The following is a 13231-nucleotide window of genomic DNA, read 5'->3' as shown; positions in this document are numbered from 1 at the left end:
GCTAGGTTGAACGCAGGCGTTTATCCCATAAGAACTAAGGAAGTTGTCCATGTTATTGCAAGCCAATTGGAATTATCCCACTGATATCACAGTGGGCGAGGGCTGTATTAAGCAGATTGCCAGCTGTTGCCTCGAGCTTAAGATGACCCAGGTGTTACTGGTGACAGATCCGGGACTAGCCAAGCTGCCCATGGTACAAGACATACTCGATATCTGTGTCGGTGCGGGGCTGGTTATCCAGGTGTTTTGCGACATTCAGGCTAACCCAACGGGTGATAATATTCGCTGTGGTGTCGACGTGCTTAACAGCGGCCAGTTTGATGGTGTGGTGGCGCTCGGCGGCGGTTCGAGTCTCGATGCCGCGAAAGCGATTGCCTTGATGGCAAAACAATCGATTTCCCTGTGGCAGGCAGAAGATGTAGGCGATAACTGGCGAAAAATTGATGCGAGTGTGATGTTACCTGTGGTTGCCGTGCCCACAACCGCAGGCACAGGATCCGAAGTCGGACGGGCCTCGGTGATCACTGACACGGATGGAGATCGCCATGTTAAGCGCATTATTTTTCACCCCAAGATGATGCCTGCCAAGGTATTGCTCGATCCTAACTTGACTATAGGCTTACCGGCCCATATCACCGCCGCCACGGGGATCGATGCCTTATCTCATAATCTAGAAGCCTATTGTGCCCCTTTTTACCACCCGATGGCGGAAGGCATCGCCCTCGAAGCCATCAGCTTGATTAAAGACTTCTTACCCAGGGCCGTGGCCAATGGTGAAGATATAGAGGCGCGCACTCAGATGTTGGTCGCATCGTGTATGGGGGCGACCAGTTTTCAACGTGGCCTAGGGGGAATGCATGCCATAGCGCACTCGCTGGGCGCCTTGTACAACAAGCATCATGGCTTATTAAACGCGATCTTGATGCCCTATGTGCTATTAAGAAATAGGGCCGAGATTGAGACTCGCATCACCAGACTCGCCGGTTATCTCGGCTTAGAGGATCCAAGCTTCGATAGTTTTCTCTCCTGGGTGCTCGAGCTTAGGCAAGCGCTGTCGATACCGGATAATTTGAGCGAAATAGGCATTAATCTGGATGATGCGGTACTCGTGGGGGAAATGGCGGCGAGTGATGCCGCCGCGGGAGGCAATCCCATCCCCTTAACACCCGCACAGTACGCCATGTTATTCAGTGATGCGGTCAAGGGTCGGCTCTACTATTAATAGAGGTGGAATATGTTGACTGGAGGACACAATATGATAATTGGAATTTTGCAATGTGATGATGTGGCTGACACATTACGGCCCAAGCATGGCAATTATCCACAGATGTTTACTCAGCTGTTCGAGGCGCTAGGGGAAGATATTCAATGTAATGTGTACCGGGTGATTGAGGGACAATATCCGAGCACCCTAGATGAATGCGATGCCTATATCACCACTGGTAGCCGTTTCGGGGTCAATGATGTCCAGGATTGGATCGAAACACTGGAACACTTTGTCATCGAGTTATACCGGGCTAATAAAAAATTAATTGGCATCTGTTTCGGTCATCAATTGATGGCTAAGGCCTTAGGTGGAGTGGTGGAGAAGTCATCTAAGGGCTGGGGAGTCGGTGTCAACACCACACAGGTGCAGCGACAGCAGCGATGGATGGGCCAAGGTCAAGATGAAATATCACTGGTGGTGAGTCATCAAGATCAAGTCGTCCAGTTGCCGGCAGACTCGCAGATCTTAGCATCGAGTGAGTTTTGTCCCTTCTACATGATACAGATTAATGAGCATTTTTTAGGGATACAGGGCCATCCGGAATTCAGTAAGGATTATTCATATGATCTTATGCTGGCACGGCGGGCTCGCATACCGGGCCGTTGCATCGCTGCGGGGATAGACTCATTGGCATTACAGACCGACGATAAGTTAGTGACCCGCTGGTTGATCAATTTCTTAAGACAAGGCGGTTGATGCTGGATTTTTAGCCGTTAAATCTATGTTTAGCGGGATAATTTAAACCTTAACCGCCGACAAGTGAATATCACATAGGTTATAATAGCGGATTTATCCCTTGTCTTGTTGCGCTTATCTAGGCGCTTCGAGGCGTTATTATAGCCTTTTTTGTTTGTGGTAACAGATGACAGATATACAGAAAACCTCCGATGAGCTCACCATACTCTCGATAGATACTTGTACCGAATCTTGTTCGGCGTCCCTGGTGGTCGATGGCGAGATATATCATGAATTGGCGATAGTGCCTCGTGAACACAGCCAGCGTATCTTGCCCATGATAGACAGTGTCTTATCTCAGGCAAATATCAAGATTGCCGATGTGGATCTTATTGCCTATGGTCGCGGGCCGGGCAGCTTCACCGGGATCCGTATCTGTACCAGCATGACCCAAGGTCTGGCCTTAGGACAAGATATCCCTGTTATCGGCTTATCTAGCCTACAGACCATGGCACAAGCCGTATATGACGATCAAGGTGGCGAGCAGATCGTTGCCGCCATCGACGCTAGAATGGGTGAGGTCTATTGGGGCCAGTTCGTGGTTAAAGAGGGTATCGCCGAGCCTGTTAGCTCTGAGGTGGTGATCGCGCCAGATTTAGTGACCCTAGCGCCTGATACCCAAGGTGCTATCCTGGCCACAGGTACCGGATTCGATACTTATCCGCAACTACTCGAACTATCGAATGAGTTAGTGGCGGCGAATAACATCAAGTTTCCCGATGCTAAATCGATGTTAGCCTTGGCAAAACAGGGGTATACTCGAGGACTATCGACCTCAGTCGATGAACTGGCACCCGTGTATGTACGTGATACGGTAACCTGGAAAAAATTACCGGGACGTGAGTAGGGCTTATACCGGTATTTAAGGTAAGCTTAATCTGTTAAAAGCCATGACGGGAATATGTGTGGCCTGAGGCAAGGAGTCGATATTATGCAGATACAAACCAACCATTATAACGTGCTCAAGTCCGGGTCATCGAGTATTGCGCCGGCATCAATAGATGCCATAACCTTGACTCCAAGTGAGCGGGTCGAGAGCTCATCTAGAGTCGAGCAGCTTGATAAGGTTCACGCCTCACCCCAAAGAGAGGAGACTAGAGAGCGCGCTGCAGAGGGCTTATCGAATGAGCCTCTCCTTGCTAGCCAAGTTCAGTCGCCTGCACCCGACCCCTTGGCGTCTCGTTTAGGCGCCAGGCTGGAATATGAGCAGCAGACCCAAGCCAGTGACGGCGCTGTTGCCCAATACCTGACGAATCAACATGCGGCCGAAAGAGAAGCCATTCAACAGATGGTTGGAATTGATACCTATGCTTAATCAGCCAGGCACACTAGAGACTCAGATAAACCAAGCTGTGACTGGCGCGCCCAGCCGGGGACGATTCTTAGTCGAACTCTTAATCGCTTTACTTATCACACGTTTACCTTTTATCAGTGTCCCTTTTAAATGGCTCGAAAGCTATTTTCATGAACTCTCCCACGGCTTGGCCACCTTATTGACCGGTGGTGCTGTGAGCCATATTCAGCTTTTCCCCAATGGTGCAGGCTTGTGTTTCAGCCAAGGTGGTTGGCCTGTGGTTATCGGCTTTAGCGGTTATTTCGGTGCCGCTCTTTGGGGGTATTTAATCTTTATTCTGGCGACTTGGCCCAAGGGCATAAGAGTGAGCTTCGCCCTATTGGGCGGCGCGGTCATATTGACGACCTTGTTGTGGGGCAGGGATGTGCTCACTATCTCCATCTTAGCCAGTCTTGCCGTGCTTTTCTTGTTGCCGCTTAAATTAAATAAAAACCGCTTCATGGGGAGTGGCTTAAGGATCATGGCACTGATGATCATGTTAAATGCCTTGGCCAGCCCCACTGTCTTGCTCGGCCTCAATGGCAAAGGTGATGCCGCCATGTTGGCGGGTGCGACTTGGATCCCAGCCTGGATCTGGGTGTTCATCTGGCTAGCCTTCAGCGCCTCGATGATCTTCCTTTGCTGGCAACGTGTCGATAGGGCCGCATCTAACACGGCTTAATCGGCTCAATTGATTGCGTCTATTCATTATCTTTTTACATTCCCCCTGCATTTTCGGCCAGTAAGCCTGCCTATGGGCGGCTAAAGCCACTTGGTTTTTGAGTGCGCTGCTGCTAGGTTAGTCGAGTCCGATTAATGATTAACCTATCTACAGGGAAGCAATAATGAGAAATTACATGTTTGTGGCTGGCATGCTCGTCAGTGCCACGCTGAGTGTCAACGCCTTGGCCCATTCTGATGGTCATGGGGCGAGCAGTTTACAGCAAGCGGTGAATAGCGATTTTAGACAAGCTAAAAATACCAGCCGAGATGACTTTCGTCACCCATTAGAGACGTTAGTCTTTTTTGACATCAAACCAAGCGATAAGGTGATCGAACTCTGGCCTGGTGGCGGCTGGTATGCCGAGATCTTAGCGCCATACTTGGCTGCAGATGGCCAATATATTGCTGGTAACTTCAATACTCAGCCTATTGATGAGAACAAGCGTGCAGGTTATAAAGCTAAGTCTGGTAAGAAGTTTGAAACCTGGCTGCAAGATAATCGTCAACGGCTAGGTAAAGCGACGACTGTGACGTTCGAGCCGCCGACACATTATGCACTAGGTGATGACGCCAGTGTCGATGTGGTGCTGACATTTAGAAATTTACATAACTGGGCGATGAAAGATCAACTAGAGCCAGTATTCGAATCGGCTTACAAAGTGCTAAAATCTGGTGGAACCTTTGGCATAGTCGAGCACAGAGCCAAGGCGGGAATGGACGCTAAAACGGGTTATATGGATGAGGCTAAAGTGATCGCGTTAGCCGAAAAAGTGGGCTTTACCTTGGTCGCTAAATCTGAGATCAATGCCAACACCAAGGATAGCAAAGATCACCCTAAAGGTGTGTGGACCTTGCCGCCCAGATTAGCCTTAGATGATCTTGATAAAGAAAAGTATCTGGCCATAGGCGAGAGCGATCGCATGACATTAAAATTTATTAAAAACAGTCAATAAATAACTGACATCTTAGGTTAAGTATGGCACTGTTGCGCCCCTGAAAAAGGGGCGTGTTAACTAATGAGGTCTTATGCTGCATACTCGAGATGAGAAAAATGAGGTCCAGATACAGTTACCTCATATCCGTTTATCCGGACGTCGTTGGGGGAGCGCTGATAAGCCCTTGTTATTAGCCCTGCATGGCTGGTTGGATAATGCCAACAGCTTCGAGCCTTTGGCACAGTTCTTACCTCAATACCAGATCCTGGCGATTGACTGGCCTGGCCATGGTCATTCCGAACACAGGCCGGGATTATATCCATTGCATTGGATAGATTACCTCTATGATCTTGAGTTGTTAATCGACAGTCTCAAACAAGAAGACACATTCGAAGGCATCATAGGCCACTCGTTAGGGGGCATCATCGCTGCAGCGTATACGGCGGCGTTTCCAGAACGGGTCAACAAGCTGGTGCTGCTCGAAGCCATCAGTCCATTATTCGAGTCAGCCGCTAAAAATAATGTAAGACTAAGAAACAGCTTCGCCAGTCACCTTCGCATGGTCAACAAGAGCGTGAACTCGGCGGCCGTTTATGACTCGATTGAACTCGCGGTCAAGGCCAGAGTCAGGTTGACCGGCCTCGATGAAGCTTGGTGTCGTTTATTAGTCGATAGAAATATGCAACAAGAGGTTAGCGGTTTCAGCTGGCGCAGTGATCCCAGGCTTAAATTAGACTCGCCATTGAGACTGACCTTCGAGCAGGTCGATGCCTTGATGACAGGCCACAGTACTGAGACACTGATTATTACAGCCGAATCAGGTTATGAGCAGATAAGTCATTTATTGCCCAAGGCTCAGCTATGGTTCAATCATCTGTCTTGTATTGAATTAGCCGGCGACCATCATCTGCATATGGGAAATGCGCAACGAGTCGCCGATGCGATCCTTGCCTTTCTGTCTGCAGGGGGAAAATGAGATAAAGAAAAATGGGACTAGGTTTTTTACGCCATTTATGTGATGATGATCAAAATTAAAACACTCGTATGAAACTAGTGTTTATAAAAAAATAATTAAAATCAGTGATTTTGCTTGTTGATTTTCAAGCTATTTATAGGCGAATAAGCTTATATCCACTGGATGTGGGGATTTAGGAGATATTTGTGGAACAGATTTGGATTGATAATTTACCGGATGATGTACCCGCTGAGATCGACGTTGAGGAGTATGACTCGCTTGTCGATATGTTTGAGACTTCAGTATCGAGGTTTGCCGACCAGCCTGCTTTCGTCAACATGGGTGCGACCTTAACCTACCGTAAGTTAGAGGAGCGTAGCCGTGCTTTCGCGGCTTACCTTCAGAACGAGCTTAAGCTAGAGAAGGGCGATAGGGTGGCTATCATGATGCCAAATCTATTGCAGTATCCCATCGTCTTATTTGGTGTGTTACGCGCGGGCATGGTGGTAGTCAATGTTAATCCCCTTTACACGCCCAGAGAATTGAAGCATCAGCTGAACGATTCGGGCGCTAAGGCCATAGTCGTCGTGTCAAACTTCGCGCATACCCTGGAAAAGGTTGTCGAACAGACACAGGTAGAGAGTGTGATCTTGACCGGACTGGGTGATCTTCTTAGTGCTCCGAAACGCACCTTAGTTAACTTTGTTGTCAAATATATCAAGAAGATGGTACCAAAGTTCGATCTTCCCCACGCCATGTCCTTGAGAAAGTCTCTCAGCAAGGGTCGCCGTTTACAATATGTGAAGCCTAAGCTGAATAAAGATGATCTGGCTTTCTTGCAATACACAGGTGGCACCACCGGGGTGTCTAAAGGCGCGATGTTGACCCATGGTAATGTGGTTAGTAACTTGCTCCAGGCCAATGCGGCTTACTCGCCTATGCTCGACGACGGCAAAGAGTTTGTCGTTACCGCGCTACCGCTTTATCATATTTTCGCGTTAACGGTGAACTGTCTGCTGTTTATGCATAAAGGCGCGAATAACCTATTGATCACCAATCCCAGGGATCTGCCCGCTTTTATCGCTGAGTTGAAGAAACATCCCTATACTGCGATTACTGGGGTTAATACCCTATTTAATGCGCTGGTTAACTCGGAAGAATTTAGAAAGCTCGATTTTTCAAATCTGAAGTTGTCTATCGGTGGTGGTATGGCCGTACAGCGCGCCGTCGCTGAGAAATGGCAGAATATCACTAAGACCAAGTTATTGGAGGGTTATGGTTTAACCGAAGCCTCGCCTCTGGTGACGTGCTGCCCCTATAACCTGGCAGGTTACAACGGTGCCATAGGCTTTCCCGTGGCAATGACAGATATTCAGGTTCGTGATGATGATGGCAAGGTCCTAGCTCAGGGAGAGACTGGAGAGCTGTTTGCTAAGGGGCCGCAAATCATGCTTGGCTACTGGCAGCGTCCGGAAGAAACCGCTACCGTCATCGATAAAAATGGCTATCTGGCCACCGGTGATATCGGTTATATGGATGAGCAAGGTTACTTCTATGTCGTCGATCGTAAGAAGGACATGATTCTTGTGTCTGGCTTTAATGTATTTCCCAATGAAGTCGAAGAGGTTGTCGCCATGCATTCGGCCGTGGTTGAAGTCGCCGCCGTGGGCGTACCTAATGACCTCTCGGGTGAAACCGTGAAGGTGTTTGTGGTGGTAAATGATAAATCTTTAAGCGAACGAGATATCATCGACCATTGCCGACTGCATTTAACGGGATATAAAGTGCCTAAGCTGGTAGAATTCAGGGATGAGCTACCGAAAACCAACGTAGGTAAAATCTTACGTAGAGAGCTAAGAGATGAGGTTAAGTCAGCTTAACCTCATTATTGATATCTTTGCTCTCTAAGCCGGCTATATGCCGGCTTTTTAACGACACAATCTTGGGAGAAGACCTTGTTAGCGTTTGAATATATAGAGGACGATGCGAGCTTAACAGCACTCGTATCGCAATATCGACAAAGTGATCTATTGGTATTAGATACCGAGTTTGTTCGCACCCGCACCTTTTATGCCCGTCTAGGTTTAATCCAGGCCTATGATGGCAAGACGTTAGCTCTGATTGACCCGGTTGCTGTGAATAATTTATCTGAGTTTTGGAGTTTACTGACTGATCCTAATATCACCACAGTGCTGCATTCATGCAGTGAGGATCTAGAGGTCTTTGCTCGTAACGGGTCTTGTCAACCAAGCAATCTATTCGATAGCCAGATTGCCGCGGCCCTGTGTGGCTTAGGTCATGGACTCGGTTATGCTAAGTTAGTGGAGCAGACGTTAGATATCAGCTTAGATAAGGGGGAGTCACGTACCGATTGGATGAAGCGTCCCTTGAGCGAGGCTCAGCTTAACTATGCCGCAAACGATGTCTATTATCTTTATAATCTCTATCCTCAGTTGCTCGAAAATCTCCAACAGCAGGGGCGTTTAGACTGGGTCATTGAGGAGGGAGAGCGAATGACCCGAGGCCGATTAACGCCGCCGGATCTGGAGCAAGCCTACCTTAAAGTTAAGAATGCCTTTCAATTGAGTCCAAGGCAGTTGGCCTATCTCAAGGTACTGGCTCAATGGCGCTTGAAAAAAGCCATCGCACGTGATCTGGCTGTGGGCTTTGTGGTTAAAGATCATGCCTTGATAGGTTTAGCTAAGAAGCAGCCGAAAAATAGCCAAGAACTTTTTAAGATGATTGAGCTCACCGAGCAGGAAAAACGCATTCACGGCAAAGATATTTTGGCCTTATTGAAAACCGCCGATGTCGAAAATCCGCCTAACGCAATCGATGTTATCGCCTTGAAAACGGGCTACAAAACATCATTTAAGGTGATAAAGAACTGCCTAGTTAGCATATCTGAGCAGCAGGAGGTTCCCATCGAGCTCTTGGGATCTAAGCGATATATTCATGGGTATTTACAGTGGCTTTGGGACGGTAAGATAGGTGAATCGCCCTTGTTATTGACGGGCTGGCGTAAGGCTTTGGTTGAGACGGCATTGGCTGAGCTAACACTGTCAAATATCTGATAATCATCATGTAGAACCAAGAAAAACGCCGCATTATCGATGCGGCGTTTTTTTGTTTAACTGACCAGATACTCATATGGAATGGTATTACTTTTCCGGTAAAGTCACATTCAGTTCGAGTACAGATAGTTGCTCATCATTTTGATCCAGCTGCACAGTTATTTGATCTGTGTCTATCTGTACATACTTACGGATCACTTCGATGATCTCTTGCTTCATCTTAGGGAAATAATCAGGCGCATCGCGCTCGCCCCTTTGATGAGCGACGATGATCTGCAAGCGCTCTTTAGCCGTCGATGCCGTATTAGGTTTTTTCTTGCTCTTGAAATAATCGAGTAAAGTCATAATTAGCTCCCAAATATCCTCTTTAAGAAACCTTTCTTTTTTTCGGTGGTGAAACGCAGAGGAAGTTCTTTACCCAGTAGACGCTCTACACTGTCGCTGTAAGCTTTTCCGGCGTCACTCTCTAGATCTAAGATCACAGGTACACCAGAGTTCGAAGCTTTCAATACCGCTTGCGACTCAGGGATCACGCCGATAAGTGGAATTGCGAGGATATCTTCAACATCTTCGACACTTAACATCTCTCCGCTCGATACCCTCTTGGGAGAGTAGCGGGTGAGTAACAGGTACTCTTTAACCGGCTCTAAACCCTCTTCGGCGCGTTTCGATTTACTCTGTAGCATGCCAAGAATACGGTCAGAATCTCTTACCGAGCTCACTTCCGGGTTCGTCGTGACGATGGCGATATCGGCAAAATAGAGTGCCATCATGGCACCCGTTTCGATGCCAGCGGGTGAGTCACAGATGATATATTCGAAATCTTTAGCAAGATCTTGCAGAACCTTGCCAACGCCTTCCTTGGTCAATGCGTCTTTATCACGGGTCTGGGATGCTGGCAGTATGTATAACTTTTCGCAGCGCTTATCCTTAATCAAGGTTTGGCTGAGATTTGCTTCACCATTGATAACATTGACAAAGTCATACACCACGCGACGTTCGCAACCCATAATGAGATCTAAGTTACGCAGTCCAATATCAAAATCTACAACGACAGTCTTATGTCCCTTCAATGCCAAACCTGTGGCAATGGCAGCACTGGAAGTTGTTTTCCCTACGCCGCCTTTACCTGAGGTGACAACAATAATTTGCGCCATGTGTGCTTCTATCCTTATTTCTATCTTTTTAAAGTGGCAAAGCTTCGATGGTGAGAGATTCACCGTCGAGCCGAATACAACCACTTTTCGTTGTGCTGTTTGCTTGAATGTTTTCCGTTAGCCAATATTGACCCGCGATGGAAACCAGCTCGGCATCGATGGATTTTGCGATTATGACCGCATGTTTATCACCCGCAGCCCCAGCCATTGCCTTACCACGCAGTGAGCCGTAGACATGAATGCTGCCATCGGCGATAAGCTCTGCGCCATTGCCGACTGTGCCGACCACGATCAGATCACTGTTCTTAGCATATATCTGTTGTCCTGAGCGGACATTGCGTTTCACTATCTTGGTGGTCTTTGGCATCTGTGGTTGAGCTGTTACCTGCTTGCCAGACTTGATCAGTGCCAAGCCTAAATCTTTAGCTTGCGCCGCCACTCCTGTGACCGCACCTGTGATGCCAACGATGACGAGTTGCCTCGAAATGAGCAGGTCTCTGAGGGCGGCAAGGTTATACTCGGGATCGGTAATTGAGCTAAGATTGACAACCAGAGGGGCGCCAATAAAAAACTGCGGGGCGATAGCTAATTTACTATCTAACTCTGCTGCGACTTTTTCCAGATCAAAATGATTGATATGAAGCACAGAAAGCGTAAAAGAGGAGCCTTTCAGTTCTAGGCTGGGTTTCTGCATGCCGATATTGCTCTTTTATAAATAATCAGCATTGATGCTGATGTGCATTATATTCCTGACCTTCCATGTTATAGTGTGACTCAGTCACTGGCAAGTTGAATAGTTTGGAAAGTTGGTAGTATATGATCTGTGCTGTATATAAGAGTCGCCTCAAGGCTGACAGTTATCTTTTTGTTGAAAAACGTAATGAATTTGAACGTGTCCCAGAGGCTTTAATGGAGATGTTTGGTGCACCGACCTTAGTGATGATGTTACCCCTGTCAAAAAGAGATCATTTAGGCTTTGCCGATATTAACAAGGTTAAAAGTGAGCTGCTTAATAAAGGTTATTATTTACAAGTCCCCCCACCAAAGGTTAACTTACTAGAAGAGCATAAGAAAGCGATCGGCTACAGCGGTAAATAGCCTGAATAGGGAATGTTTATGGTGCTAAATAGGCGTTGGCTTCGGGTGGTGTCATTACTGATGATGTCATCCCCGAGTGTTTTGGCTAGTGAGCCAGAAAAACAGCACAGCTTTAATGAGTTTTTGGCTCAATTAAGGCAAGAATCCACGATTTAGGTATTGATAAAACCACCATAGACACAGCATTTTCTCAGATTAAACGCTTTAAACAATCTACTCCCCCAAAGCAAGATCCCAATCTTCCTATATCGCTTGAGACATATTTGCCCATTCGCGTATCAGACGCCAACGTGAGCACGGCCCGTGCCTTTTTCAAAGAACATAAGGACGAGCTGGACATCTTGGGTGAAAAGTATGGGGTTCAGCCCAGATTTATTTTAGCCCTGTGGGGTATTGAATCTAATTATGGCGGCCATTTAACTGGCTACCCAGTACTTTCTGTTACCGCTTCCTTAGCCTTTGAAAGTAGACAGCCGTCCGCTTATAAAAAAGAGTTTTTCGCCGCCTTGAATATTCTTGCTCAAGCACGAATAACGTACGATGACTTGAGGGCGTCGAGAACCGGCACCATGGGGCAGATTCAGCTTACTCCCAATATGTATCTTAGTTACGCCCAAGATGGTAACGGAGATGGCAACAAGGATATCTGGAATAACACCTTAGATGCGTTAGCGTCGGCAGCGGCTTTTGATGCCGAACTCGCCGCCTTAGCGGTGAAGCAGACATTCTCACAGTGGTCTAGTCTGTGACTTATCTGTCTGAAAGATTGAAATACCCTCCTATCAAATAACTCTTACCTAACGTTTACCAAGGTTGGGGAGCATGCAGAGACTCATGAGCTTCAATGAATTCACTAACTAGTGTAAAATAGCCTGCGAAAGTTGTCTTTTTTATAGAATTGAATAATGGAATTTTGGAAAGAAAAAACCTTAGCTCAGATGAATATTTCAGAGTGGGAGTCTTTGTGTGACGGCTGTGGTAAGTGTTGCTTGAATAAAATTATCGATGATGATACCGAAGAGCTCTATTACACCAATGTGGCGTGTAAGTTACTCGATAGCCACCAAGGTCATTGTATCCACTATTCAAGCCGATTCGACTATGTGCCTTCGTGTACTCAAGTGACCATGGACAATGTCGCCGAATTAACCTGGTTGCCGGATAGCTGTGCCTATCGACGTTTATATCTAGGTAAGTCATTACCGAGTTGGCACCCACTCATCACTGGCTCTAAATCAGAGATGCATCAAAATGGCATGTCGACACAAGATAAGGTGATTTGTGAGACAAGGGTTAAGTATTTGGAAGATCATATCGTGATTTGGCCATTGAACGCGCTGGATTAGTCGATCCATCGCTGTGAGAATAGAAAGCAAAAACGCCCGGGTAGGGCGTTTTTTTGCGCTGATTATCTATAATCGGCGATAAATCCTGGTCTTGGTTTGTTTGCCGATAAAGCCGGGATAATGAAGAGAAGTAAGGCCATCAGGTAAGCCGCGAAAGCCCCAATCATATATTGTCCCATGGTGACTCCCATCATTTCCCAAGGAATATCACTGCACATACCTGTTGGCAGGAAGATATCAGGCATCCACTCATGGAGCGGCATCCAAGCAGGAAATTCGGGTAAGAAAGAGCATGTCGCAAATGGAGATGGGTTGGTTTGCATATCGACTAGCTCAAGTGCTAGTTTCAAGCCCCAAGCGGCGCTAACCCCCCAGCCAATCACGGCGATTAGCCGAGCAAATCGATTTTTATGGCCGACAATGCCAATTAAGCCCGCGGCCAAAATGCCAAAGATAGCCAGCCTCTGGTAGATGCACATCACACAAGGATCTAATTTCATGACATGTTGAAACAAGAGGGCGCATACCTCGAGTCCCAACGCCGTGCCAGCCAGGATAAACCAGGCAAGACGGGATTGAGCGAATCTAGTCATAGAGTTCAAATCATT

The 13231-nt window shown here is 47.2% G+C and carries 16 protein-coding genes; 12 read left to right on the top strand and 4 right to left on the bottom strand.

Annotated elements, in window-relative coordinates:
• Positions 1-49 precede the first annotated feature (49 nt).
• The 9 genes from HRU42_RS06530 to rnd all read left to right on the top strand — a co-directional run bounded on the left by HRU42_RS06530 (position 50) and on the right by rnd (position 9022).
• The gene (locus tag HRU42_RS06530; protein ID WP_295029662.1) at positions 50-1222 is read left to right on the top strand and encodes an iron-containing alcohol dehydrogenase; all 1173 of its coding nucleotides are present in this window, start codon (positions 50-52) and stop codon (positions 1220-1222) included.
• 33 nt (positions 1223-1255) lie between these two features.
• The gene (locus HRU42_RS06525) at positions 1256-1963 is read left to right on the top strand and encodes a GMP synthase (protein WP_295029661.1); all 708 of its coding nucleotides are present in this window, start codon (positions 1256-1258) and stop codon (positions 1961-1963) included.
• A gap of 166 nt (positions 1964-2129) precedes the next feature.
• A complete protein-coding gene (tsaB, locus tag HRU42_RS06520; protein ID WP_295029660.1) occupies positions 2130-2849 on the top strand; it encodes a tRNA (adenosine(37)-N6)-threonylcarbamoyltransferase complex dimerization subunit type 1 TsaB in 720 nt (239 codons plus the stop codon).
• Positions 2850-2933: 84 nt separating this feature from the next.
• Positions 2934-3317 carry a hypothetical protein gene (locus HRU42_RS06515; protein WP_295029659.1) on the top strand — a complete coding sequence of 128 codons (384 nt, stop codon included), beginning with the start codon at positions 2934-2936 and terminating at the stop codon, positions 3315-3317.
• The gene (locus HRU42_RS06510) at positions 3310-4017 is read left to right on the top strand and encodes a M50 family metallopeptidase (protein ID WP_295029658.1); all 708 of its coding nucleotides are present in this window, start codon (positions 3310-3312) and stop codon (positions 4015-4017) included. The genes HRU42_RS06515 and HRU42_RS06510 overlap by 8 nt, the downstream gene beginning before the upstream one ends.
• Positions 4018-4180: 163 nt before the next feature.
• Positions 4181-5011, top strand: coding sequence for a methyltransferase (locus HRU42_RS06505; RefSeq protein WP_295029657.1), 831 nt, complete (start codon positions 4181-4183; stop codon positions 5009-5011).
• A 73-nt stretch (positions 5012-5084) separates the two neighbouring features.
• Positions 5085-5969: an alpha/beta hydrolase gene (locus HRU42_RS06500; protein ID WP_295029656.1), complete on the top strand. Its 885-nt coding sequence runs from the start codon at positions 5085-5087 to the stop codon at positions 5967-5969.
• Positions 5970-6154: 185 nt separating this feature from the next.
• Positions 6155-7828 carry a long-chain-fatty-acid--CoA ligase FadD gene (gene fadD / locus HRU42_RS06495; RefSeq protein WP_295029655.1) on the top strand — a complete coding sequence of 558 codons (1674 nt, stop codon included), beginning with the start codon at positions 6155-6157 and terminating at the stop codon, positions 7826-7828.
• 75 nt (positions 7829-7903) lie between these two features.
• Positions 7904-9022, top strand: coding sequence for a ribonuclease D (gene rnd, locus HRU42_RS06490; RefSeq protein WP_295029654.1), 1119 nt, complete (start codon positions 7904-7906; stop codon positions 9020-9022).
• Between the two features lie 87 nt (positions 9023-9109).
• On the opposite strand, the gene minE is transcribed toward rnd, so the two are convergent.
• The 3 genes from minE to minC are packed head-to-tail and all read right to left on the bottom strand — an operon-like array spanning position 9110 to position 10873.
• A complete protein-coding gene (gene minE / locus HRU42_RS06485) occupies positions 9110-9367 on the bottom strand; it encodes a cell division topological specificity factor MinE (protein ID WP_295029652.1) in 258 nt (85 codons plus the stop codon).
• 2 nt (positions 9368-9369) lie between these two features.
• On the bottom strand, positions 9370-10179 hold the full coding sequence (gene minD, locus HRU42_RS06480) for a septum site-determining protein MinD (RefSeq protein ID WP_295029651.1): 810 nt from the start codon (positions 10177-10179) through the stop codon (positions 9370-9372).
• 28 nt (positions 10180-10207) lie between these two features.
• On the bottom strand, positions 10208-10873 hold the full coding sequence (gene minC, locus HRU42_RS06475) for a septum site-determining protein MinC (RefSeq protein ID WP_295029650.1): 666 nt from the start codon (positions 10871-10873) through the stop codon (positions 10208-10210).
• A 122-nt stretch (positions 10874-10995) separates the two neighbouring features.
• Between minC and HRU42_RS06470 the strand changes: the two genes are divergently transcribed.
• The 3 genes from HRU42_RS06470 (at position 10996) to HRU42_RS06460 (ending at position 12623) form a co-directional block, all read left to right on the top strand.
• A complete protein-coding gene (locus HRU42_RS06470; protein WP_295029648.1) occupies positions 10996-11277 on the top strand; it encodes a YcgL domain-containing protein in 282 nt (93 codons plus the stop codon).
• Between the two features lie 131 nt (positions 11278-11408).
• Positions 11409-12026: a lytic murein transglycosylase gene (locus HRU42_RS06465; protein WP_367227151.1), complete on the top strand. Its 618-nt coding sequence runs from the start codon at positions 11409-11411 to the stop codon at positions 12024-12026.
• Between the two features lie 156 nt (positions 12027-12182).
• Positions 12183-12623, top strand: coding sequence for a YcgN family cysteine cluster protein (locus HRU42_RS06460; RefSeq protein WP_295029647.1), 441 nt, complete (start codon positions 12183-12185; stop codon positions 12621-12623).
• Positions 12624-12685: 62 nt separating this feature from the next.
• On the opposite strand, the gene dsbB is transcribed toward HRU42_RS06460, so the two are convergent.
• Positions 12686-13225, bottom strand: coding sequence for a disulfide bond formation protein DsbB (dsbB, locus tag HRU42_RS06455; protein ID WP_295029646.1), 540 nt, complete (start codon positions 13223-13225; stop codon positions 12686-12688).
• Positions 13226-13231 lie beyond the last annotated feature (6 nt).

This window comes from Shewanella sp. (genome assembly GCF_013214165.1).
In the GTDB taxonomy this organism is placed as follows: domain Bacteria; phylum Pseudomonadota; class Gammaproteobacteria; order Enterobacterales; family Shewanellaceae; genus Shewanella.
Note: the sequence above shows the minus strand (reverse complement) of the source record. Positions and strands in the feature narration are given on the sequence as shown.

Bases quoted from the DNA above. Each gene is read 5' to 3' on its own strand.
- HRU42_RS06530 (WP_295029662.1), top strand. From the start codon at position 50: ATGTTATTGCAAGCCAATTGGAATTATCCCACTGATATCACAGTGGGC.
- HRU42_RS06525 (WP_295029661.1), top strand. From the start codon at position 1,256: ATGATAATTGGAATTTTGCAATGTGATGATGTGGCTGACACATTACGG.
- tsaB (WP_295029660.1), top strand. From the start codon at position 2,130: ATGACAGATATACAGAAAACCTCCGATGAGCTCACCATACTCTCGATA.
- HRU42_RS06515 (WP_295029659.1), top strand. From the start codon at position 2,934: ATGCAGATACAAACCAACCATTATAACGTGCTCAAGTCCGGGTCATCG.
- HRU42_RS06510 (WP_295029658.1), top strand. From the start codon at position 3,310: ATGCTTAATCAGCCAGGCACACTAGAGACTCAGATAAACCAAGCTGTG.
- HRU42_RS06505 (WP_295029657.1), top strand. From the start codon at position 4,181: ATGAGAAATTACATGTTTGTGGCTGGCATGCTCGTCAGTGCCACGCTG.
- HRU42_RS06500 (WP_295029656.1), top strand. From the start codon at position 5,085: ATGCTGCATACTCGAGATGAGAAAAATGAGGTCCAGATACAGTTACCT.
- minE (WP_295029652.1), bottom strand. From the start codon at position 9,367: ATGACTTTACTCGATTATTTCAAGAGCAAGAAAAAACCTAATACGGCA.
- minD (WP_295029651.1), bottom strand. From the start codon at position 10,179: ATGGCGCAAATTATTGTTGTCACCTCAGGTAAAGGCGGCGTAGGGAAA.
- minC (WP_295029650.1), bottom strand. From the start codon at position 10,873: ATGCAGAAACCCAGCCTAGAACTGAAAGGCTCCTCTTTTACGCTTTCT.
- HRU42_RS06470 (WP_295029648.1), top strand. From the start codon at position 10,996: ATGATCTGTGCTGTATATAAGAGTCGCCTCAAGGCTGACAGTTATCTT.
- HRU42_RS06460 (WP_295029647.1), top strand. From the start codon at position 12,183: ATGGAATTTTGGAAAGAAAAAACCTTAGCTCAGATGAATATTTCAGAG.